Annotated in this window: 23 protein-coding genes; 6 read left to right on the forward strand and 17 right to left on the reverse strand. The window is 69.7% G+C overall.

All coding sequences use genetic code 11. From position 1 onward, the window contains the following. Positions 1-87: 87 nt before the first annotated feature. From eno to lipA, 8 genes are all read right to left on the reverse strand, one after another. Positions 88-1,365: a phosphopyruvate hydratase gene (eno, locus tag VEA62_RS15470; protein ID WP_324823459.1), complete on the reverse strand. Its 1,278-nt coding sequence runs from the start codon at positions 1,363-1,365 to the stop codon at positions 88-90. A gap of 77 nt (positions 1,366-1,442) precedes the next feature. Next, entirely contained in the window at positions 1,443-2,054 is a 612-nt protein-coding gene (locus tag VEA62_RS15475) for a hypothetical protein (RefSeq protein ID WP_324823461.1), read from the reverse strand. Between the two features lie 95 nt (positions 2,055-2,149). Next, on the reverse strand, positions 2,150-2,332 hold the full coding sequence (rpmF, locus tag VEA62_RS15480; RefSeq protein ID WP_324814960.1) for a 50S ribosomal protein L32: 183 nt from the start codon (positions 2,330-2,332) through the stop codon (positions 2,150-2,152). 127 nt (positions 2,333-2,459) lie between these two features. After that, positions 2,460-2,975, reverse strand: a complete 516-nt coding sequence (locus tag VEA62_RS15485) for a GNAT family N-acetyltransferase (protein WP_324823463.1) — start codon at positions 2,973-2,975, stop codon at positions 2,460-2,462. 32 nt (positions 2,976-3,007) lie between these two features. Then, on the reverse strand, positions 3,008-3,538 hold the full coding sequence (locus VEA62_RS15490; RefSeq protein ID WP_324823465.1) for a GNAT family N-acetyltransferase: 531 nt from the start codon (positions 3,536-3,538) through the stop codon (positions 3,008-3,010). After that, positions 3,531-4,643, reverse strand: a complete 1,113-nt coding sequence (locus tag VEA62_RS15495) for an NAD(P)/FAD-dependent oxidoreductase (RefSeq protein ID WP_324823467.1) — start codon at positions 4,641-4,643, stop codon at positions 3,531-3,533. The genes VEA62_RS15490 and VEA62_RS15495 overlap by 8 nt, the downstream gene beginning before the upstream one ends. Further along, positions 4,640-5,095: a type II toxin-antitoxin system RatA family toxin gene (locus tag VEA62_RS15500; protein WP_324823469.1), complete on the reverse strand. Its 456-nt coding sequence runs from the start codon at positions 5,093-5,095 to the stop codon at positions 4,640-4,642. Before VEA62_RS15500 ends, VEA62_RS15495 begins: the two co-directional genes overlap by 4 nt. A gap of 7 nt (positions 5,096-5,102) precedes the next feature. Further along, positions 5,103-6,065, reverse strand: a complete 963-nt coding sequence (gene lipA / locus VEA62_RS15505; RefSeq protein WP_324823471.1) for a lipoyl synthase — start codon at positions 6,063-6,065, stop codon at positions 5,103-5,105. Positions 6,066-6,230: 165 nt separating this feature from the next. On the opposite strand from lipA, the gene VEA62_RS15510 reads away from it, so the two are divergent. Then, the gene (locus VEA62_RS15510) at positions 6,231-7,784 is read left to right on the forward strand and encodes an AMP-binding protein (protein ID WP_324823473.1); all 1,554 of its coding nucleotides are present in this window, start codon (positions 6,231-6,233) and stop codon (positions 7,782-7,784) included. Positions 7,785-7,860: 76 nt separating this feature from the next. Continuing rightward, entirely contained in the window at positions 7,861-8,256 is a 396-nt protein-coding gene (locus VEA62_RS15515; protein WP_324823475.1) for a DoxX family protein, read from the forward strand. Here the strand turns inward: VEA62_RS15515 and ygiD are convergent. The 3 genes from ygiD to VEA62_RS15530 all read right to left on the reverse strand — a co-directional run bounded on the left by ygiD (position 8,253) and on the right by VEA62_RS15530 (position 10,441). Then, positions 8,253-9,023, reverse strand: coding sequence for a 4,5-DOPA dioxygenase extradiol (ygiD, locus tag VEA62_RS15520; RefSeq protein WP_324823477.1), 771 nt, complete (start codon positions 9,021-9,023; stop codon positions 8,253-8,255). The genes VEA62_RS15515 and ygiD overlap by 4 nt on opposite strands. Before the next feature lie 66 nt (positions 9,024-9,089). Then, positions 9,090-9,557, reverse strand: coding sequence for a hypothetical protein (locus VEA62_RS15525; protein WP_324823480.1), 468 nt, complete (start codon positions 9,555-9,557; stop codon positions 9,090-9,092). Beyond that, complete coding sequence (locus tag VEA62_RS15530; RefSeq protein WP_324823482.1) at positions 9,554-10,441, reverse strand: M15 family metallopeptidase; 888 nt, start codon at positions 10,439-10,441, stop codon at positions 9,554-9,556. Before VEA62_RS15530 ends, VEA62_RS15525 begins: the two co-directional genes overlap by 4 nt. 217 nt (positions 10,442-10,658) lie before the next feature. Between VEA62_RS15530 and VEA62_RS15535 the strand changes: the two genes are divergently transcribed. Genes VEA62_RS15535 through VEA62_RS15545 form a run of 3 tightly spaced genes read left to right on the forward strand, consistent with a single transcriptional unit; the run spans position 10,659 to position 13,479 of the window. Next, entirely contained in the window at positions 10,659-12,035 is a 1,377-nt protein-coding gene (locus VEA62_RS15535; RefSeq protein WP_324823484.1) for an MFS transporter, read from the forward strand. Continuing rightward, positions 12,032-12,817 carry a nucleoside triphosphate pyrophosphohydrolase gene (gene mazG, locus VEA62_RS15540; protein WP_324823486.1) on the forward strand — a complete coding sequence of 262 codons (786 nt, stop codon included), beginning with the start codon at positions 12,032-12,034 and terminating at the stop codon, positions 12,815-12,817. The genes VEA62_RS15535 and mazG overlap by 4 nt, the downstream gene beginning before the upstream one ends. Continuing rightward, positions 12,814-13,479, forward strand: a complete 666-nt coding sequence (locus VEA62_RS15545; RefSeq protein ID WP_324823488.1) for an HAD-IA family hydrolase — start codon at positions 12,814-12,816, stop codon at positions 13,477-13,479. Before mazG ends, VEA62_RS15545 begins: the two co-directional genes overlap by 4 nt. Before the next feature lie 61 nt (positions 13,480-13,540). Here the strand turns inward: VEA62_RS15545 and hflX are convergent, their stop codons facing one another. The 6 genes from hflX to dusB all read right to left on the reverse strand — a co-directional run bounded on the left by hflX (position 13,541) and on the right by dusB (position 20,838). Then, positions 13,541-14,848, reverse strand: coding sequence for a GTPase HflX (hflX, locus tag VEA62_RS15550; protein ID WP_324823490.1), 1,308 nt, complete (start codon positions 14,846-14,848; stop codon positions 13,541-13,543). 74 nt (positions 14,849-14,922) lie between these two features. Continuing rightward, on the reverse strand, positions 14,923-15,168 hold the full coding sequence (gene hfq, locus VEA62_RS15555; RefSeq protein ID WP_055830158.1) for an RNA chaperone Hfq: 246 nt from the start codon (positions 15,166-15,168) through the stop codon (positions 14,923-14,925). An 85-nt stretch (positions 15,169-15,253) separates the two neighbouring features. Further along, positions 15,254-16,117: a D-amino-acid transaminase gene (locus tag VEA62_RS15560; RefSeq protein WP_324823492.1), complete on the reverse strand. Its 864-nt coding sequence runs from the start codon at positions 16,115-16,117 to the stop codon at positions 15,254-15,256. Then, positions 16,114-17,535: a sigma-54 dependent transcriptional regulator gene (locus tag VEA62_RS15565; RefSeq protein ID WP_324823494.1), complete on the reverse strand. Its 1,422-nt coding sequence runs from the start codon at positions 17,533-17,535 to the stop codon at positions 16,114-16,116. Before VEA62_RS15565 ends, VEA62_RS15560 begins: the two co-directional genes overlap by 4 nt. A gap of 8 nt (positions 17,536-17,543) precedes the next feature. Beyond that, on the reverse strand, positions 17,544-19,760 hold the full coding sequence (locus VEA62_RS15570; RefSeq protein WP_324823495.1) for a PAS domain-containing sensor histidine kinase: 2,217 nt from the start codon (positions 19,758-19,760) through the stop codon (positions 17,544-17,546). Between the two features lie 67 nt (positions 19,761-19,827). Continuing rightward, positions 19,828-20,838, reverse strand: coding sequence for a tRNA dihydrouridine synthase DusB (dusB, locus tag VEA62_RS15575; RefSeq protein ID WP_324823497.1), 1,011 nt, complete (start codon positions 20,836-20,838; stop codon positions 19,828-19,830). A 125-nt stretch (positions 20,839-20,963) separates the two neighbouring features. On the opposite strand from dusB, the gene VEA62_RS15580 reads away from it, so the two are divergent. Beyond that, a complete protein-coding gene (locus tag VEA62_RS15580; RefSeq protein WP_324823499.1) occupies positions 20,964-22,106 on the forward strand; it encodes a bifunctional 2-C-methyl-D-erythritol 4-phosphate cytidylyltransferase/2-C-methyl-D-erythritol 2,4-cyclodiphosphate synthase in 1,143 nt (380 codons plus the stop codon). Positions 22,107-22,217 lie beyond the last annotated feature (111 nt).

The following is a 22,217-nucleotide window of genomic DNA, read 5'->3' on the forward strand; positions in this document are numbered from 1 at the left end:
GGACGCTCCTTCTGAGCGTGAACTCATGATTGAAGAGTTCTGTCCGAAAATGCCTAACGAACCGTAGCTTGACCGTGGCGGCTGAACCTATTTCAGCAGCATGCCGTCGCCGTAATAGGCGCCCTGGTCGCCCAGCATCTCCTCGATGCGGAGCAGCTGGTTGTACTTGGCCGTGCGGTCCGAGCGGGCCAGCGAGCCGGTCTTGATCTGCCCGCAGTTGGTGGCCACGGCCAGGTCGGCGATGGTCGAATCCTCGGTCTCGCCCGAGCGATGGCTCATCACGGCCGTGTAGCCGGCCCGGTGAGCCATATCCACGGCGTCAAGAGTTTCGGACAAGGTCCCGATCTGGTTGACCTTGATCAGGATGGAGTTGGCCAGGCCCTCGCCGATGCCGGCGGCCAGTCGCGCCGGGTTGGTGACGAACAGGTCGTCGCCGACGATCTGGATGCGGTCGCCGAGCCGGTCGGTCAGCAGCTTCCATCCGTCGAAGTCGTCTTCGGCGCAGCCGTCCTCGATCGAGACGATCGGGAAGCGTTCGCACAGGTCGGCGAGGTAGCTGACCATGGCGTCGGCCTCGAGCGTCTTGCCCTCCCCGGTCATGACGTATTTGCCGTCCTTGAAGAATTCAGTCGCCGCCACGTCGAGGCCGAGGTGGAAGTCCTCGCCGGCCAGATAGCCCGCCGCCTGCCCCGCCTTGGTGATGAAGCTCAGCGCCTCCTCGGCCGAGGCCAGGTTCGGCGCGAAGCCCCCTTCGTCGCCGACGTTGGTGTTGTGGCCCGCATCCTTCAGCTGCTTGCGCAGGGCGTGGAAGATCTCGGACCCCATGCGCAGGGCCTCGGAGAAGCTGTCCGCACCGGTCGGCAGGATCATGAACTCCTGGATGTCGATCGGATTGTCGGCGTGGGCTCCCCCGTTGATGATGTTCATCATCGGGGTGGGCAGGATGCGGGCCGACACGCCGCCGAGGTAGCGGTGCAGCGGCAGGCCCGAGGAGATGGCGCTGGCCTTGGCGCAGGCCAGGCTGACGCCGAGGATGGCGTTGGCGCCGAGCCGGCCCTTGTTGGGGGTGCCGTCCAGCGAGATCAGGGCCTCGTCGATACGGCGCTGGTCCTCGGCGTCCATGCCGCTGAGGGCGTCGAAGATCTCGCCGTTGACCGCGTCGACGGCCTTGCCGACGCCCTTGCCGCCCCACAGGTCCTTGTCCCCGTCGCGCAGTTCGACCGCCTCGTGGGCTCCCGTCGAGGCGCCCGAGGGGACCGCCGCACGCCCGAAGCTGCCGTCGTCGAGGATCACGTCGACCTCGACCGTCGGATTGCCGCGGCTGTCGAGGATCTGGCGGGCGACGATGTCGGCGATGTCGGTCATGAGAGGGCTCTGCTGTCTGGGAGTGGCGGGGGTTTAGCCCAACCCCCGCCGAATCGCCAACCGTCGGGGCTCAGGGGTCAGGCGCAGCCTTCGACGAACTGGATGGCCGGTCCGCCGACGTGGATGGCGCCGACCCGACCCTGGGAATCGATCTCGTACCGGACGCCGCGCGCCGCCGCATTCTCGACCCAGGCGTCGGGGGTGGCAGGGCCGCCGGAGGCCCAGACGAAGATGTCCTCGGCCGGCGCCGGAGAATATTTGTGCGGTTGTGACACGGCGGCGCCGCCGTAGGCCGCCTTGATCGCCTGGGCGGTGTCGCCCACGCCGAAGCCGCGATCCGTCTTCAGGGTGGATGGGGCCGAGACCGAGATGCGGGTCAGGACGCCGTCCTGGACCATGACGAGCAGGCCGTCGGGCGCACGCTCAGGCCGCCATTGGTCGCAGACCTCGGGCTCGGCGCCTCCGACCGCCTCAGGGTCGCTGTCCGGCCCGAGCGCCGCATCGACCTCGGCCTTGGTCATGCCGATCCTGAGAACGCCAAAGCCGTCGGCGGTCAGGGCGTTGGCGTCGACCGCCGGCGTCGCGGAAGCCGCCGGAGCCTCCGCCTCGGGGGCCTTGGTCGACTCGGGAGAGTTGCAGGCGGCGAGCAGCAACAGCGATGCGGCGGCGGTGGTGGCGAGGCGGATCATGAGCAGGCTCCGTTTCCATGGCGAAGCTGCATAGGCGCACGAAAACGGCGCGCGGTGAACCGCGCGCCGTTATTCATCCAACGTCGTCGAAAGACCTAGTCTTCCTTGGGCGTCAGGACCTGGCGGCCGCGGTAGGTGCCGGTCTTCAGGTCGATGTGGTGCGAGCGGCGCAGCTCGCCCGTGTCCTTGTCCTCGGTGTAGGCATTCGTGCCCAGCGAGTCGTGGGCGCGGCGCATGTTGCGACGCGAGGGCGATACTTTGCGCTTCGGAACGGCCATGTCCGTCTCAATCTTCTTAAGGTCGGGCGCCCGGGGTCCTGAAGACCGAAAGCGCGAAAACAATTGCGGCGGCCCCCGGAAGAGCCGCCACGTGAGCGCGGGCTTATGCCTTAACCCGCCGGGGAGTTCAAGTCTGCAGACGCGCGCGCCAGTCGGGGCGTGAAAGACCGTAGTACAGGCTGTTCTTCCACTCCCCGCCGACATTCCAGGTCCGCTCGGCGAAGCCCGTCTTCATGAAGCCGAGCCGCTCCAGCAGGCGAATCGACGCGGCGTTGTCCGGATCGACGTCGGCGGTCAGGTCGTCGATGTCCCGCGTGGCGAAGACATGGTCGATCGCCGCCCCCACCGCCTCGCCGGCGAACCCGCGGCCCCAGTGATCCGGATGCAGGATGTAGCCGATCTCGGGCAGTTTCCAGAAGCCCGCCTTGCCGATGACGACGCCGTCGCGCTCGATGACGAAATCCGGCTGATCGGGGCCGTTGGCGATCATGCCGTCCAGCCAGGCGGCGGTCTGTTCGAGGCTGTCGTGCGGCGGCGTCGACCACCAGCGCGTGGCGCGCGGGTCGGACAGGACGGCGTGGATCGCCGCCAGATCGTCCGGGCGCGCGGACCGCAGGGTCAGCCGGGGCGTGAGGATTTCCATGCCGGTGCGAGTGGGGCCTGACGCCGGAACGGTCAAGCCAGCGGCCGCTCCATGACGATGAAGTGGAGATCGTCCCTGAGCGGCAGGCCGAAGCGCGGGTCGCCGTAGGGAAACGGCAAGGTGTCGCCGGTGGGTTCGTAGCCCAGCCGTCGGTACCACGCGATCAGCGTCTCCCGCTGCGGAAACACCGAGATGCGGACCTGTCGGGCGCCGAACCGGTCGCGCAGCGCGGCGTGGGCGGTCTCGACCAGCCGCCGTCCGAGCCCGCCGCCCTGCAGCGTCGGGCTGACGGAAAGCATGCCGAAATAGCCGGTCCCTTCGCCCCTGTCGGCGATCAGGATGCAGCCCAGCAGGTCGCCGCCGCGCCATGCGCTCAGCATCGCCTGCGCCGGATCGGCCAGGATTGAGGCGAGATCCTCCGGGTCGGTGCGCTGGCCCGCCAGCAGGTCGGCCTCGGTCGTCCAGCCGGCCCGGGACGCCTCGCCGCGATAGGCGCTCTCGATCAGCTGGTGCAGCGCCGGGATATCCGCCGTCGTGGCGTCGCGGATGACGATCTCAGTCATCGAGCAGCGCGTCCGCCACCGCCTCGCCGATGGCCAGAGAACTGGTCAGGCCGGGGCTCTCGATACCGAACAGGGCCATCAGACCGGCGATGCCGTGATCGTCCGGCCCGCGCAGCTGGAAATCCGGCTGCGGTTCGCCCGGCCCGTGCAGCTTGGGCCGGATGCCGGCGTAGTCGGGCGTCAGCGCGCCGTCGGGCAGGTCGGGCCAGAAGCGGCGGATATAGCGTTCGAACTCTGCAGCCTTGGCCGCATCCACCGAATAATCTTCGGCCTCGACATAGACGAGGTCTGGTCCGAACACCGCCTGCCCGCCGAGGTCCTTGCGATAGTGGGTGCCCAGGGCGCCCGGGATGGGCGGCGGATAGATCAGCCGCTCGAACGGCGCCCTGCCGGTCAGGCGGAAATAGACGCCCTTGCCGAAATGGGCGGCGGGGATGCGGTCGGTCGGATAGCCGGCGATCCGGGCGGCGGCGTCCTGCGCCGCCAGACCCGGCGCGGTGACCAGCAGCCGCGCGGTCAGGGTCGCGCCGCCCTCCCCGCCTGCCGTGACGGTAAAGCCGCCGCCCGGCAGCGGCTCCGCGCGTTCGAACGGCGTCGAGACCACGACCGAACCGCCGGCGTCCTCGATCTCGCCCTGCAGGGCCAGCATGTAGCCGTGGCTGTCGAACACGCCGCTCTCTGGCGACAGGATGGCGGCGTGGGCGTTCAGCCCGGGCTCCAGCGTCCGCGCCTGTTCGCCGGTCAGATGTTCCAGTCCCTCGACCTCGTTGGCTGTCGCCTGCTGGAAGATCGCCTCGATGCGCGGGACCTCGGCCGCGTCGGTGGCCACGACCAGCTTGCCGCATTTGCGGTAGTCGACCTTGTGGCTGTCGAGAAAGGCGTACAGCGACCGCCGCCCCTCGACGCAGAACCGCGCCTTCAGCGACCCGCTCGGATAGTAGAGGCCGCCGTGGATGACCTCGCTGTTGCGCGACGACACGCCCTGGCCGATGTGCGGCTCCTTTTCGAGAACCAGCACCGACAGGCCCCGCTTCGCCAGCGCGCGCCCGCAAGCCAGGCCCACCGCCCCGGCCCCGACGACCACGGCGTCGAAGTCGAAACTCACGCCTTCGGACCGTAGAGATGCGCCGCCCGGGCCTCGAAACAGTGCATCAGCTTGCCGACCGCGCGGTCGAAATTGGCCTGCAGCATCATGTCGAGCAGTCGGGACTTGAAGGCGAAGTCGATGAAGAACTCGACCCGAGTCCCCTCCGGGTGCGGGAAGAACTCCCAGCGGTTCCTCAGGTGGTGGAACGGCCCGCGCAGCAGCCCGACCTCGACCTTGGGGGCGTTGCGGTCATGCCGGACCCAGGTCGAGAACCGCTCCTTCAGGAACGAGAAGCCGACGCCGGCTTCCGCGTCCACCAGCGTCACCCCCGGCGCCTCCTGGCGCTCGCCCCAGGCCCGCATCGACGACACCCACGGCACGAACTCCGGATAGGCGCGCACGTCGGCGACCAGCGTCGCGAGCTGGTCGGGCTGATACGGCAGGATTTTGGTGACGCGGTGTACGGCCAAGCGAGGCTCAGCGCCCGGTCTGCGCCAGACGCGCCGCCTTCAGCCGCGCGAAATCCTCGCCGGCGTGGTGCGAGCTGCGGGTCAGCGGCGACGACGACACCATCAGGAAGCCCTTGGCCCGGGCGATGGCCTCATAGGCCTTGAACTCCTCGGGCGTGACGAACCGCTCGATCGCCGCGTGCTTGCGGGTCGGCTGCAGATACTGGCCGATGGTGATGAAGTCGACGCCAGCGGAGCGCATGTCGTCCATCACCTGCATGACCTCCTCCCGCGTCTCGCCGAGGCCGACCATGATGCCGGACTTGGTGAACTGGTTCGGGTCGCGCTCCTTGACCATCTGCAGCAGGCGCAGCGAGTGGAAGTAGCGGGCGCCGGGCCGGATTTTCAGATACAGCCGCGGCACGGTCTCGAGGTTGTGGTTGAACACGTCCGGGGTGGCGTCGATCACCACCTCGGCCGCGCCGTCCTTGCGCAGGAAGTCGGGCGTCAGGATCTCGATGGTTGTGCCGGGCGCCTGCAGGCGGATCTGGCGCACCACCTCGGCGAAATGGGCGGCGCCGCCGTCGGCCAGGTCGTCCCGGTCCACGGAGGTGATGACGACGTGGTTCAGGCCCATCTGCTGCACGGCCAGGCCGACCTTGAAGGGTTCTTCCGGGTCGAGCGCCTGCGGCAGGCCGGTCTTGACGTTGCAGAAGGCGCAGGCCCGCGTGCAGGTGTCGCCCATGATCATCAGGGTGGCGTGCTTCTGGCTCCAGCACTCACCGATGTTCGGGCAGGCGGCCTCCTCGCAGACCGTGTGGAGACCCTTCTCCTTCACGATGGCGCGGGTGGCGTTGTACTGGCCGGAGCCGGGCGCCTTGACGCGCAGCCAGTCGGGCTTCTTCAGCACGGCGGTCTCGGGCCGGTTCTGCTTTTCCGGGTGACGCAGCTCGGCCGGCGTCTTCGTCAGGGTGTCGATCAGCGTGACCAAGGCGTCGCGGGCTCCGGGCGTTGCGAGACCGCTATGTCGTCCTTCCGCGTGTCGAAGGCAAGGCGAGGCCGGGGCTCACGCAAGGTAACGTATCTTTTCAACGCCCCCGCCTCGCTCTAGTTTGCCGCCGGACAAGGCGCGGTCAACGCGCCACGGAGGCTGTCTTTGCGCGTACCCCTGGACCCCAAGGCCGTTGAGGAAACGATCTTCGACGCCCTGATCGCGGCCCGCGACACCTACGGCGACAAGGAGATCCTGGAGGACCAGGATCGCAAGCCCCTGACCTACACCGGCCTGATCCGCGCCGCCTTCGTGCTGGGCCGCAAGATCGCGGCCATGACCGCGCCGTCGGAGCGGATCGGCATCCTCCTGCCGTCGAGCATGGGCGTGGTGGTCACCTTCTACGGGCTGCACGCCCACGGCCGCGTGCCGGTGATGCTCAACTTCACCTCGGGCGAACGCAACATCAAGGCCGCGATCCAGGCCGCCGGCGTCGGCAAGGTCCTGACCGCCAAACGCTTCATCCAGCAGGCGAAGCTGGAGGAACTGATCGGCCATATCGAGAACGTGGCCGAGGTCGTCTGGCTCGACGACGTGCGCAAGTCGATCGGCCTGCCCGACAAGCTGTATGGCCTGATGGCCGGCATGATGCCGAAGCGGTTCCGCACGAAGACCGATCCCTCGTCGCCGGGCGTCGTGCTGTTCACCTCCGGCAGCTTCGGCGCGCCCAAGGGCGTCGTGCTCAGCCAGTGGAACCTCGTCGCCAACTGCCGCCAGGTGGCCCAGCATATCGCGCTCGACCCCGACTGGGTGATGTTCAACCCGCTGCCGACCTTCCACTGTTTCGGCCTCACCGGCGGGGTGCTGCTGCCGCTGCTGCAGGGCATGAAGGCGTTCCAGTATCCCTCGCCGCTGCACGCCAAACAGATCGTCGAGCTGCTGCCGCAGGTGAAGGCGTCGATCCTGTTCGCCACCGACACCTTCCTGAACCAGTACGCCCGGGTGGCGGGGCCCGACGACTTCGCCACGCTGGAGTTCGTGGTGGCCGGCGCCGAGCGCGTGCGTGACGAGACGCACCACCTGTTCAACACCCGTTTTCACGGCCTGAAGCTTCTGGAAGGCTACGGCGCCACCGAGGCTGCGCCGGTCGTGGCGGTGAACCATCCGGACCGCAACCGTCCGGGCACGGTCGGCCAGATGCTGCCCGGCATGGAGTGGCGGCTCGAACCGATCGAGGGCATCGACCAGGGCGGGCGGCTCTATCTGCGCGGGCCGAACGTCATGGAAGGCTATCTGTCGCCCGACGATCCGAACGCCATCGAACCGCTGGCTGGCGGCTGGCACGACACGGGCGACATCGTCGAGATCGACCCGGAGGGCTATGTCTGCATCCTCGGGCGGGCCAAGCGGTTCGCCAAGATCGGGGGCGAGATGGTCTCCCTGACCGCGGTCGAGGGCCTTGCCAGCGCGGTCTGGCCCGAGGCCCGCCACGCCGTGGTCTCGGTGCCCGACAGCCGCAAGGGCGAAAAGCTGGTGCTGGTCACCGACCGCAAGGACGCGGACGTCGCCCGCCTCGCCGAATGGGCTCGCAGCCACGGCGCGCCGGAGCTGGCGGTGCCCAAGAAGATCGTGCGGGTCGGAGAGGTGCCTGTCCTGGGAACCGGCAAGACCGACTACGTCGCCATCCAGCAGATGGTCGAACTCGACAAGGCCGCCTAGGGTCCGGCGCCGGACATCATGTTGTAACTGACACCGACTCCGTTTCAGACTGGCCCTCCCAATCAGGGAGGGATCCATGTTCGACAGGTTTTCCGCCTACCGGCCCCAGTTGCTCAGCCTTCTGCGCATCGTCGCGGGCCTGCTCTTCGTCTCTCACGGAACGGCCAAGGTGTTGGGCTTCCCCGCCATGGACGGCCTGCCGCCGCCCGGCTTGAGCCTCTCCGGCCTGTCCGGCCCGTTCGAGCTGCTTCTCGGCGGTCTGTTCCTGCTTGGTCTGTTCACCCGACCCGTGGCCTTTCTGGCGGCGGGCTTCTGCGCCGTCGGCTACTGGGCCGTGCACGGCGTCCAGGGGCCGATCCCGTTCCTGAACGGCGGCGAGACCATCGCCCTGTACTGCTTCGTCTTCCTGTACTTCGTCGCCGCCGGCCCGGGACCGTGGAGCGTCGACGCAGCGATGCGGAAGAAGACCTAGCCGATCCGCACGCCCGTCATCGAGATCGACCCGCCCTCGATGACGTCGTTGAAGAAGCCGACGTCGTCGCCCGGCATGCGCTGGGCGGCGACGTAGAGCAGCGGCAGGAAATGCTCGTCGGTGGGCACGCTCAGCTGCGCGTCCTCAGCGAGGCCGACCCAGTCGGTCAGGGCCACGTCGTCGCCCCGGATCAGCGCCGCCTTGACCGCCTCGTTGAACTCGGTCGCCCAGCCGTAGGGTTCGCCGCCCGCCCGCTTCCAGGTGCGCAGATTGTGCACGAAGTCCCCCGATCCGGCGATCACCACCCCCTCGTCCCGCAGCGGCCTCAGTCGGCGGGCGAGGTCGAAATGGCCCCGGGCGTCGAGACGCCGGTCCAGCGACAGCTGCACCACGGGCACATCCGCCTCCGGCCAGACGTGCGCCAGCACCGACCATGTCCCGTGATCCAGGCCCCACTGTGTTGTCGGGGCGGCTCCGGTCAGGGCGGACACGCGCGCGGCGAGGCGGGGAGAACCCGGCGCCCGATATTGCATCGCATGCAGTTCCGCGGGGAAGCCGCCGAAATCGTGGATCGTTTCGGGTGCTGCCTGCGCTGTTACGGCCGGTCCGTCGGTCTCCCAGTGTGCGGACACCATGACCATGCCCGCCGGCTTGCCGATTGCCCGCCCGACCTCGCGCCAGGTCTCGGCATGCGACCCGCCCAGCGCGTTCATCGGCGACCCATGGCCGAAGAAGACGGCGGGCTGACGGCTCGGGGCTTGAGACATGGCGCTTCCTTAATCCGCAACACTCACTGTGTCAGAGATAGGAGCCCTCCCGGCGTTCTCAAGCGCTCAGCCGCTGATCCGCGGCCCCAACGGGCAGATGCGGTCGTAGAATTCGGCCGGAGCCGGCGCGGCGCCGCCGTGGAGCAGCCGGAAGCGGTGCTCCACCACCATCGCCTGCTGCTCGATGTTCAGACCACCCCAGGCGCAGTCCATCCCGGTCGGATACTCATAGGAGGCCGGCCGGTCGCCGGCCCTCAGCTTGCCGGTCAGCAGATTGACGCCCTGCTGGGCCTGCCAGACGTGGGTCAGTTCATGAACCAGAATGGCCTGGACCCGCAGCGCCTCCGAGGCGATGTCCGGCGGAAGGGTGCGGCCGGGCCAGACGATCCACTCGCGCCCGAACCAGCGCCCCGGCACGAAGGCTCGCTCGAAAGGCCATGGCGCGGGCAGGAAGCGGATGGTCTCGATGCGCAGCTGCTCGCCGAAGGCCTCCCGCGCGAGCCCGGTCTCGCCCGCCGTGAGCGGCCGGATCATGGGGCCGCCGCGGTCATCGCATAGTCGCCGGTCGGGCTGACCCACTCCCAGTGCCAGGGCTCATAGACATAGGGCACGAAGCCGAACCGCCCGGCGTTGCGGACCAGCCAGCGGTAGGTGGCGGTGCGGGTCATGTGCAGCCGGCTGGCTGGCGAGGTGTTGTCGACCCCCAGGCCGGCGATCTGGCCAACATACAGGTCGACGGCGGTTCCGGTCCGGTGCGGCGAACAGACGGCCCGGCGCAGGCCGTCGCAATTGCCCTGGGCCGCGCAGCGTGCGGCGTCGGCCTCGGGATCGCGGAAGCCGGAGAAGATCTGCAGCAGTTCCTGATCGGCGGCGACTTCGGGAACCTCGGCCCGCGCCGCCGCCACCAGCCGCCGATAGGCGTCCAGCACGTCGCGGCGCAGCAGCCGGGTCAGGCGGTCGGCGTGCTCCTCGCTCTCGACCAGATAGCCCAGCTGATACAGCGGCGGCGGCTCCGGACAGGGCTGCTCGCGCACCCGCGCCATGATGAACGGCCGCCGCTCCTGCCAGACCCCGCGGAAGACCTGGAAGGTCGCCTGGTCGAACCAGCCGGTGGGCGGCAGGTCGTGAGCGTACTGGAACTCCGCGAGAGCGCGGGCGAAGGCCGGGGAATTCGGCGCGCAGTCCGTGCCCAGCTCCCTCTGAATCAGCGGCAGATAGGTCTCCCAGCCCCATTCGGTCGCCCCGAACGGCGTCCATTCCAGCGAGTGATAGGAAATCCCGTTGGCCAAGGCGGGCGCGCCCCATTCGATGGATCCAGTGTCACAGATCTCGGCGGACTGCGCGGCGGCGCGCTGGGGCGCCAACGCCACCGTGGCGCAGAGAACGAGCAGGCCCAGGAATGCGCGGAGCAACGCCATCAGGGAAGGAAGCCTCACCCCGCGGGATTGGGCAAGTGCCTGCGTCCGGCGGCGATCAGGGACCGCTGCATTTCGCCCGATATGTCCGCAACACACGCCGGCGCGACATTGTCGACAGGCGGGACAGGCACGACACAGTCCGGATCATGCGTAGCCGCCGAAAAACCGGCATGGTGAGGGCGCGGGCGACTCAACCGCCGCGCTTCCGGATTCGTCCATGACCGACGCCGCCTCGCCCGTCCCGGCCCCCGTGGCCCCGCGCCGTTCGAACCTCGTCCTCGCCGCCTTCTCCGGGCCGTGCCTGCCCTACGCCGCCGTCGGCCTGCCGCTCGCGGTCAGCCTGCCGGCCTTCTACAGCCAGTATGTCGGACTCGACCTGGCGGCGGTCGGCTCGGCCTTCCTGCTGGTGCGGATGATCGACATCTTCTTCGACCCCGTGGTCGGCTGGGGCATGGATCGGACCCGCAGCAAATGGGGCCCTTACCGGACCTGGCTGACCATCGGCACGCCCGTGCTGATGCTGGCCGTCGCCTTCATCTTCTTCGTCAAGCCGGGCGCGGGCTTCGGCTATCTGTTCGGCTGGCTGCTGGTGCTCTACCTCGGCTTCTCGATCACCACCCTGGCGCAGCTGGCCTGGGGCGCGGTGCTTGCGCCCCAGTATGACGAGCGGTCGCGGCTCTACGGCTGGTGGCAGGCGGCAAACATCGTCGGCGTGCTGATCGCCCTGTTCATCCCTACCGTCGTCCTCAAGGCGGGTCTCGGAACCTATGAAGACGGCGTGCGGGCGATGGGCTGGTTCATTCTCGTCAGCCTGCCGGTCACCCTGCTGGCCGCGGTGCTGATCGCGCCCGAGCCCCAGACCGTGAAGGCCCAGCCGCACGGCGCGCTCAAGGCCTGGCTCGCCCTGTTCCGGCGCAAGGTGGTGCGCAAGGTCCTGCTCTGCGACCTGTTCCTCGGCATCGCGCCGGGCATCACCGGCGCCCTGCTGTTCTTCTATTTCGAGAGCATCAAGGGCTTCGACCGGGGGGCCAGCCAGATCTTCATGGTGCTGTATTTCGTCGCCGGCCTGCTGGCCGCGCCTTTCTGGAGCTGGCTGGCGGTGCGGCTGGGCAAGGACCGGGCGCTGCAGATCGCCTCGGTCGCCTTCGCGGTTCTCTACGCCATGGTCGGCTTCCTGCCGACGGGCAATTTCGTCGTCACCGCCATCGGCCTGTTCATCGCCGGCCTGCCCTACGCGGCCGGCCTGCTGCTGACCCGGGCCATGATGGCCGACGTCGCCGACGAGGTGCGGCTGGAGACCGGCGACGACCGCATGGGCCTGCTGTTCTCCTTCCTCAGCCTGACCACCAAGCTGGGCTATGCGATCAGCGTCGGCGTGCTGATCATCCTCGGCTGGGTCGGTTTCGACCAGACGCCTGGAGCGGCCAACGGCTCGACCGCCCTGACCACATTGTCGATCCTGTTCCTCGCCGTGCCCACCGTCCTGCTGTTCGCCTCCGCCTGGGTGCTGAACCGCTATCCGCTCGACGCCGCGCGCCACGCCGAAGTCCGGGCCCGGCTGGCCGAGCGCGACGCCGCCGCGGAGGCCGCATGACCCCGATCGACCGCCTCAACGCCATCATGGCCCGGCTGCGCGATCCGGTCGGCGGCTGCCCGTGGGATGTCGAACAGACCTTCCAGACCATCGCGCCCTATACGCTGGAGGAGGCCTATGAGGTCGCCGACGCCATCGAGCGCGGGGACTTCGACGAGCTGAAGTCGGAACTGGGCGATCTGCTGTTCCAGGTCGTCTTCCACGCCCGGATGGCCGAGGAACAGGGGCTGTTCGCCTTCGACGACGTGGCCGGGGCCATCGCCGACAAGCTGGAGCGCCGCCATCCCCACGTCTTCGGAGACGAGGCGGCCAGGGCCGACGGCGCGGCCCAGAAGGCCCGCTGGGAAGACATCAAGGCCGACGAGCGCAAGGCGAAGGCCCAGCACGGCGTGCTCGACGACGTGCCGGTCGGCCTCCCAGCCCTCGCCCGCGCCGCCAAGCTGACCAAGCGGGCGGCCCGCGTGGGCTTCGACTGGCCCTCGACCGACGAGGTGTTCGACAAATTCGTCGAGGAGGTCGCCGAACTGCGCGCGGAGATCGCCGCCGGCGACCTGGAGAAGGCGCGCGGCGAGGTGGGCGACCTGCTGTTCGTGATGGCCAACCTCGCCCGCAAGCTGGGCGTTGAGCCCGAGGACGCCCTGCGTGGCGCGAACGCCAAATTCGTCCGCCGCTTCGCCTTCATCGAGGCCGAGCTGGCCAGGGACGGCCGGACGCCGGAGCAGTCCGATCTGGCCGAGATGGACGCACTGTGGGATGCGGCGAAGGCGGCGGAGCGGGCGTGACGGGCCGCTACGATCTGATCGTCTTCGACTACGACGGGGTCGTCGCGGACAGCGAACTGCTGAACAACCTCGTCCTGTCCGAACTGCTCACCGAGACCGGCCTCGCCACCAGCCTCGACGACGCCCTGGCGACCTATATGGGCAAACGCTGGCTCGACTGCCTGCCCCTGATCGAGGAGCGGCTGGGCGGTCCATGTCCCGATCACGTCCACGGCGAATGGACCCGGCGATGCCATGAACGAGCCGCCGCCGAACTGAGGCCGGTCGCCGGCTTCGTCGAGTTCCTGGCGGCCCGGGGCGAACGCCGCTGCATCGCCTCGTCCAGCCCGGTGAGCTGGATCGAGATGGGCCTCGAGCGGTTCGGCGTGGCGACGTCGTTCGACGGACCGATCTTCAGCGCGGCCGTGCATGTCGCTCGCGGCAAGCCCCACCCGGACCTGTTCCTCCACGCGGCCGCGGCGATGGACATCGACCCGGCCCGCGCCCTGGTGATCGAGGACACGCCGACCGGTGTCCGCGCGGGGGTCGCGGCGGGCATGACTGTGGTGGGTCTCTGCGCTGGCGGCCATATCCGCGACGGGCATTTGGAGCGCTTGCAGGCCGCGGGAGCGCATCACGTTGTGAAGCGGTTCGCCGAGGTGGCGGACTTGCTGGGCGGTTGACGCCCCTCCACCGCTTCGCGGTCCCCCTCCCCATTCGCTCTGCGAACAGGGAGGAGACGGTTCAAACCGCCCCGAACTGCCGCTCGAACCGGCCCAGCGCTGCGGGGTGGAGCCGCACCACCACATGCGTCCGGCCCTCGTCGTCCGTCTCGCGCCCGGTGACGCGGCCGTTCTCGTACAGCCAGGCCAGCGCCTCGCCCTGCGACGGATCCAGCGTCAGCTCCGTCTCCGGGTCGTCGTCGATCAGGCAGGCGATGGTCTCGCGCAGCGTCTCGATCCCCTCCCCGGTCCAGGCCGACACCGCCACCGCCTCGCCCTTGGCCCGCAGCCGCTCGGCCTGGCCCAGCACCGCCTCGCGCGCCTCGGCGTCGAGCAGGTCGATCTTGTTCCAGACCTCCAGCACCCGCCGCGTCTTGCCCTCGGGCGTCTCGATCTGTCTCAGCACCGCCTCGACGTCCTTGCGCTGGGCGTCGCTGTCGGGGCTGGCGATGTCGCGGACGTGCAGGATCAGATCGGCCTCTCCGACCTCCTCCAACGTGGCGCGGAAGCTCTCGACCAGCTCGTGCGGCAGGTCGGAGATGAAGCCGACCGTGTCGGCCACGATCGCCGGCCGGCCCTGCGGCAGGCGGATGGTCCGCTGCGTCGTGTCCAGCGTGGCGAACAGCAGGTCCCTGGCCAGCACCTCTGATCCGGTCAGCCGGTTGAACAGGGTCGACTTGCCGGCGTTGGTGTAGCCGACCAGGGCCACGGTCGGGAACGGGACCTTCTGGCGCTGCTTGCGGTGCAGGCCGCGGGTGCGGCGCACCTCGTCCAGCTCGGCCTTCAGCTTGACGATGCGGTCGGCGATCAGGCGCCGGTCGAGTTCGATCTGGGTCTCGCCGGGGCCGCCTGTGCTGCCGGTGCCGCCGCGCTGGCGCTCGAGGTGGGTCCAGGTCCGCACCAGCCGCGACCGCTCGTAGTCCAGCCGCGCCAGCTCGACCTGCAGTCGGCCTTCCTTGGTGCGCGCGCGGCGGCCGAAGATCTCCAGGATCAGGCCGGTGCGGTCGATGACCTTGCAGTCCCAGGCCTTTTCCAGATTGCGCTGCTGCACCGGCGACAGATCGTCATCGACGACCACGGCCTCCGCCTCCGCGGCCCGGACCAGCGCCGCCAGTTCCTCGACCTTGCCCGAGCCGAACAGGGTCGCGGGCGTGGGTTTGCGGACCCGCACGATCTCCTCGCCGCGCACGTCGAGGTCGAGGGCGCGGGCCAGGCCGACGGCCTCCTCCAGCCGCTCCGTGGCCAGCCGCGAGCTTTCGCTCCGGCCGTCGGGGTGGATGACGATAGCCCGGATCAGCGGGACGGCGTGGTCGATCAGTTGGGTGGCCAAGTGGGCGTGAGCTCTCTGGAGGTGTCGGGGCCGACAGATAGGGAGACGAGAGCCGCGCGGCTATCCCCCTGGACTCAGTCCTCGTCGGCTTCCGGCTCGTACAGCTGCACCGGCGCCGAGGGCATGATCGTCGAGATGGCGTGCTTGTAGACCAGCTGCGACTGGCCGTCCCGGCGCAGCAGCACGCAGAAATTGTCGAACCAGGTGACGATGCCCTGCAGCTTGACCCCGTTGACGAGGAAGATGGTCAGCGGCGTCTTGGTCTTGCGGACGCTGTTGAGGAAGGTGTCCTGAAGGTTCTTGGACTTGTCTTGCGACATGGCAGGTTCATCCTGTTCTTGTTGTTTCAGTGACCGATCGACGCCGGCTGACGCACCTTAACCGCCCCGGCGACGGTCGCAACGCCTAGATGGCGTCGTGCCGGGCCTGGTCGATGTAAAGCGCCCGCAGCTTCGTCGCGATCGGCCCCGGCTTGCCGTCGCCGATCTTCGCCCCGTCGATGGAAACCGCCGGCATCACGAAGCCGCTGGCCGAGGTGTAGAAGGCCTCCCGCGCCCGCTTCGCCTCCTCGACCGAGAAGGCGCGCTCCTCGACCTCCAGCCCTTCCTCGGCGGCCATGCGCATCACCGCGGCGCGGGTGATCCCGTGCAGGATGTTCGACTGGGTGTCGCGCGTCCGCAGCTTGCCGGTCTCGTCGACGATCCAGGCGTTGGTCGAGGACCCTTCCGTGACCAGTCCCATCTCGTCGACCATCCAGGCCTCGGCGGCCCCGTGCTCGCGCGCCGCCTGTTTGGCGAGGACGTTGGGCAACAGCCCCACCGTCTTGATGTCGCAGCGGCCCCAGCGGATGTCAGGCTGGGTGATCACCGCGACGCCCTTCTCGGCGGCGGCGTTGCCCTTCGACAGTGGCAGCGATCGGGCCGTGACGACCACGCTTGGTGGCGTGCCCTCGGCCGGAAACGGATGGTCGCGCCGGGCGGTCCCCCGCGTCACCTGGATATAGACCAGCCCCTCGCGCACCCGGTTGCGGCGAACCGTCTCCTTCAGCACCCGCTCCAGCGCCTCGCGCGTCATGGGGATCGGTATGCGCAGCTCGTTCAGGCTGCGGTGCAGCCGGGCCATGTGGCCGTCGAAATCGGCCATCCGGCCGTCGAACACCGACCAGACCTCGTACACGCCGTCGGCGAACTGGAAGCCGCGGTCCTCGACATGGATCGTGGCCTGGCCGTGCGGGACATACTGGCCGTTGACATAGGCGACGCGGCTCATCCCTCGACGGCCCCCTCTTCTTCGTCCTCGGCTGCGCCGCGCGCCGGCGACACGCCCAGCGACTTCAGCTTGCGGTGCAGGGCCGACCGCTCCATGCCGATGAAGGCCGCCGTGCGGGAAATATTGCCGCCGAAGCGCATGATCTGCGCCGCCAGATATTCCCGCTCGAACACCTCGCGGGCCTCGCGCAGCGGCAGGGCGATGATCCGCTCGGCGCCCAGCGAGCCGCTGGCGCCGGCGTTGGTCGCCTCCTGCGGCAGGGCGTCGGCGCCGATGGGGTCGTTCGGATCGCCGGTGGCGAGGATGAGCAGCCGCTCGACGTTGTTCCTCAACTGCCGGACGTTGCCTGGCCACGGATGGACCTGAAGCACGGCGATGGCGTCGTCGCCCAGCCGCCGCCGCGGAAGGCCCTGCGAAGCCGCCAGGGTCTCGATGAAGTAGTCGACCAGTTCCTGGATGTCCTCGCGCCGCTCCGCCAGCGCCGGCACCCGGATCGGGACCACGTTCAGCCGGTGGAACAGGTCCTCGCGGAAGCGGCCCTCGGCGATCTCCTGTTTCAGGTCGCGCGACGTCGAGGTGATCACCCGCACGTCGACCTGCACGTCCTGCTCGCCGCCGACCCGGCGGAAGCGCTGTTCGACCAGCACCCGCAGGATTCGGCTCTGGCTCTCGCGAGGCATGTCCGCGACCTCGTCGAGGTAGAGGGTGCCGCCGTGAGCGCGTTCGAACACACCGATCTTGCGGGTGCGACCCTCCTCGCCTTCCTCGCCGAACAGCTCCACGTCCAGCCGCTCGGGCGCCATCCCCGCGGAGCTGATGGCCACGAACTCGCCGCCGGCCCGGGAAGAGGAATCGTGGATCAGGCGGGCCACCAGCTCCTTGCCGGACCCGGGCGGACCCGAGATCAGGATGCGGCTGTTGGCCGGCGCCACCTTGGCGATGGTGGAGCGCAGTTGCTGGGCTGCCGGCGACTTGCCGATCAGATTGTCCGGAACGAAGGCCCGCGCGCGCAGGACCCGGTTCTCGCGCCGCAGGTTCGCCGCTTCCAGCGCCCTCTGAACCACCAGCAGCAAGCGGTCTGACTTGAACGGCTTTTCGAGAAAGTCGTAGGCCCCCCGCTTGATCGCGCTGACCGCCGTCTCGATGTTGCCGTGGCCGGAGATCATGACCACGGGCATATCGGGGTCCAGCACCTTGACCGCGTCCAGCAGCTCGAGGCCATCCAGCCCCCCGCCGGCCATCCAGATATCCAGCACCAGCAGGTTCGGCTTGCGCGCCTTGAACGCGGCCAGGGCCGCCTCGGCATCTGCCGCGGTGCGGACGCCGTAGCCTTCGTCCTGCAGGATCCCGGCGACGAGTTCGCGGATGTCCGCCTCGTCGTCCACGACCAGAATATCGGCGCCCGTGACGGGTTTCATGCTCATCCTCAAGCCGCTGCGGACGGACGCGCCGCCCCCTTGCTGGTGCGGGGGAAGCGCAGCGCCACCCTCGCCCCGGTCAGTTCCACCGCGTCGGCGAGCTCGAGCTCGCCGCCATGGTCCTCACAAATTCGCTTCACGATCGCCAGGCCCAGCCCCGTGCCCTTCTCGCGCGTGGTCACGTAGGGTTCCGTCAGCCGGTCCCTGTCCTTCACCGGCAGGCCGACGCCGTCGTCCTCGACGACGAAGGCGAGGCCGTCGCCCTCCAGCACCAGCGCGGCGCGCATGTTGTTCGGCGCCGAGGAGTCAACCGCCCGCCGGGCCATGACGGCCTCGCCGGCGTTCTTCAGCACGTTGGTCAGGGCCTGGCCGACCATGCGGCCGTCGGCGACGAAGCGCACCGCCGGCAGCGGCTCGACCAGTTCGAGGTGGACCTCTGGCTGGGCGACGCGCTGGGCGAACACCGCCTGGCGCAGCAGCTCGGCCGGGTCTTCCTCGGCGAACTTGGGCGCGGGCATGCGGGCGAAGGCCGAGAACTCGTCGACCATGCGGCCGATGTCCCCCACCTGGCGGATGATGGTGTCGGTGCAGCGGTCGAAGGTGTCGAGGTCGTCGGTCAACTGGCTGCGGTACTTGCGGCGCAGGCGCTCGGCCGACAGTTGGATGGGCGTCAGCGGGTTCTTGATCTCGTGGGCGATGCGGCGCGCGACGTCCTTCCAGGCGGCGTTGCGCTGGGCCGTCACCAGGCGGGTGATGTCGTCGAAGGTGAGGATCAGCCCGCCTTCTTCGCCATCGGAGACGCGCACGCGCAGGCGGCGGGTGTCGCCGCCGCGGATGACGTCCACCTCCTGCTCCCCGGCCTCGGGCGGTCCCTGGACCACGGTGGCGAGTTCCGGCGCGACCTTGGCGAGCGCCTGACCCACGGCCTCCGCCTCGGTCAGGCTCAGAAGCGACAGGGCCTGGCGGTTCACGGCCGAGACGCGGCCGCGGGCGTCGAGGCCGACGACGCCCGCGCTCACGCCGGACAGCACCGTCTCGATGAAGCGGCGGCGCGCCTGGGCCTCCGCGCTGGCGTTCTTCAACGCCTCCTGCTGAGTCTGAAGGTCGCTCGTCATGCGATTGAACGCGCGGGACAAGACGGCGATCTCTTCGACGTCCCGGTCCGCCTCCACCCGCACATCGAGGTCGCCGCCGGCCACCCGGTCGGCAGCCTGGACCAGCCGCGCAACAGGCGCCGCGATGGCTCCCGCTGCGGCCATACCTAGCCACACGGCCCCCACCAGCACCAGGAGCGCCGTCTCGACGTAGACCAGGATGAAGGCCGACTGGATGCGCGCCCGGCTTTCCTCGGCTTCTCGGTAGGCGACGATGGCCTGCTCCGCATCGCGGAGGCGCCCGACGATCCCGTTCTGCAACGAGCGCACGCCGTAGACGTAGGCGTCGCCGTATCCTTCGAGGGTCGCGACCCCACGAACGAGATCGGGATCGGGGAAGACGCCGACGGGCACCTCGCCGCCCCGCGCCGTGGCGATCGTAGAGGGCGGAGGGGCTGCATAGGGCGGGGCCTGGGGAGCCTCCGCGCGCGCCAGGACCTGCCCCTGCCCGTCGATGATGTAGACGGCGACGAAGCCTCGGATCGAGGCCAGTTCCTCCAGCGCGCGCGAAAAGGTCAGCCGGTTGGGGAACATGGCCACGACGCGGGGTTGGGACAGGTCCCCGGCCATGGCGGCGACCTCGGAGCCCACCTCGCCGGACTCCTGGTCGACATAGGCCTTGGCGATCTCGGCCGAGTTGTCGACGGTGCTGCGCACCCGCTCGCTGAACCAGCTTTCGACGCCGCGGGTGACCAGCACGCCGAAGAACAGGGCGACGATCACGGCCGGCACCACCGCGGCGACCGCGAAGAGGGTGACGAACCGCAGCCGCAGGCGCGCGCCTGCGTCGATGTCTCGCTCGCGCGCCAGCCGGACCACGCGCCAGAACATGGCGGCCGCCAGCGAGAGGATGGCCAGGAGGTTCAGACCCAGCACCCACAGCAGCACCTGGCTCGCGGGCGTAATCGGTCCGGCGGCCGGCGCCGAGGCCACGAGCCAGATGGCGAGGCCGGTGACGATGACCGCGACGCCGTAGACCAGGCCGAACACCGCCTTGCCCCGGCCGGAGCCCGGCCAGGCCTGGAAGACAGTCAAGGCCGGCGCGCCCTTGCGGACGAAGGCGTTCAGCATGGTTCGAAGCTAGGAGGACTGTGCCGTAAACTCAACAGCCATGTGGCTGCAAAACCCCAATCAGTGATCAGGCGGCCAGCTTGTCCGAATCTGGAGTCCACAATGCGGCCAAACCCGCCTCGACTTCGCGGGGCGCCTCCAGACGGCAGAGGGCGGCCTTTGCGGCGCGGCGGGCTTCGGCCGCTTCAGGCCAGGGCGCCTGCTCGACGTACCAGCCGAGGTGCTTTCGGAACATCTTCAGACCCAGGCCGTCCCCATAGAAGGCCAGGCTGTCGCGGAAGTGGTCCAGTACGATGTCCAGCCGCGCTGCCGCCCCGGGCGCGGCGTCGGGGGCGTGGTCGCGCAGGGCCTGGTCCAGCGCCGGCGCCAGCCACGGGCGGCCGTAGATTCCCCGCCCCAGCATCAGGGCGTCGGCCCCCGAGGCCTTCAGCGCCGCGCGGGCGCTGGCCGCGTCGATGATGTCGCCGTTGACGATTACGGGGACCTTTATGCACTCCTTGACCTCAGCGACGGCGGTCCAGTCGGCGACGCCCTTGTAGAACTGCTGGCGGGTGCGGCCATGGACGGTGATGGCGGCGACGCCGAGCTGCTCGGCGCGGGCGGCGATCTCGGGGGCGTTGCGGCTGGCGTCGCACCAGCCCAGGCGCATCTTCACGGTGACGGGCCGCGTCGTCGCGGACACGGCGGCGTCGATCAGGCGGGCGGCCAGGTCCGGGTCGCGCATCAGGGCTGAACCGGACGCGATGCCGGTCACTTCCTTGGCCGGACAGCCGAAATTGAGGTCGATCAGGTCGGCGCCGGCCGCTTCGGCCATGCGGGCCCCCTCGGCCATCATGGCCGGGTCGCGGCCGACCAGCTGGATCACCGTCAGGGGCAGGCCCTCGCCGACGGCGGCGCGACGGACCACGTCCGGGCGGCCTTTGGCCAGCTCTGCGCAGGCCACCATTTCCGTGGCGACGTAGGCCGCGCCGAGGCGGGAGGCGGCGCGGCGGAACGGCAGGTCGCTGATTCCCGTCATCGGGGCGATCAGCACCTGACCGCCGATCTCGACATCTCCGATGCGCAACGGACGGGTCACGGGCGGGCTTCCACAAGGCGCGCAGGAACAGGGCGCGGGCCGGCTATAACAGCCCGGGGAACAGGAGGCGATGCGTTCGGGCGCCCCGCCCTTGCGCGGGCGTCGGGCTTCGCGGATACGGCAGCATGGTTTTCGACGCGATCATCGCCGCCGGCGGCTCCGGCGCCCGTGCCGGCGGACCCAAGCAGTGGCGTCCTCTGGCGGGGCGGCCGGTGGTCCGCTGGTCGGCCGAGGCGCTCCTCGCAGCGGGCGCGCGGCGGCTGATCGTCGTGGTCCCGCCCGACGCAGAGGCGGCGGCGCGGGAGGCGCTGGCGGGACTTTCCGACCTTCGCTTCGTCGCCGGAGGGAAGACCCGGGCGGCATCGGTCCGGGCCGGGCTCGACGCCCTGGCCGCAGACTCGCCCGAGGCGGTGCTGGTGCACGACGCGGCCCGGCCACTGGTCACCGCCGCCGTGGTGGAGGCGCTGCTCGCGGCGTTGGAGAAGGCCGACGGAGCCGTCCCCGCCCTGCCCTTGGCCGATACCCTGAAACGCGGCGCCGAGGGTCGGGTGGACGCCACCCTGCCTCGTGACGGACTTTGGCGTGCGCAGACGCCCCAGGCCTTCCGGTACGACCGGCTCGTCGCCGCGCATGCGGCCTGGCCGGGCGGCGGCGAGATGACCGACGACGCCGCCGCCGTCGAGCGCAACGCGGGAACCGTGGCCCTGGTCCCGGGCGACCCGCGCCTGATGAAGCTGACCTGGCCGGAGGACTTCGCCATGGCAGAAGCGCTGGCGGGGCAGGCCCGCGTCACCCGCATCGGCCAGGGCTTCGACGCCCACCGCTGGGGGCCCGGCCGGTCGGTATGGCTGTGCGGGATCGAGATCGCCCACGACCAGACCCTGATCGGCCACTCGGACGCCGATGCCGGATTGCACGCCCTGACCGACGCCCTCTTGGGCGCGCTCGGCGAAGGCGACATCGGCGACCACTTCCCGCCGTCGGACCCACAGTGGAAGGGCGCCTCCTCCGACCGCTTCCTCCGGCACGCCGCCGACATGGTCGCGGCGCGCGGCGGCCGGATCGCCAACGTCGACGTGACCCTGATCTGCGAGCGGCCGAAGGTGAAGCCGCACCGCGAGGCCATGCGCGCGCGGGTCGCGGAGATTCTGGACCTGCCGCTCCAGGCCGTCAGCGTGAAGGCCACCACCACCGAGGGCATGGGCTTTCCGGGTCGCGGCGAGGGCCTGGCGGCCCAGGCGGTGGCCAGCGTCGATCTGCCGGCCTGACGCGGGGGTCAGTCCCGCTCGAGCAGATCGCCGGTGCGCACCTTCAGGTCACGCCACAGGGCGCCGATCAGGTTGGTGTAGTCGTCGGTCCACGGCCGCACCCCCTCCGGA

Origin of the sequence: Brevundimonas sp. (assembly GCF_035627475.1) — a bacterium.
Taxonomy (GTDB): Bacteria; Pseudomonadota; Alphaproteobacteria; order Caulobacterales; family Caulobacteraceae; genus Brevundimonas.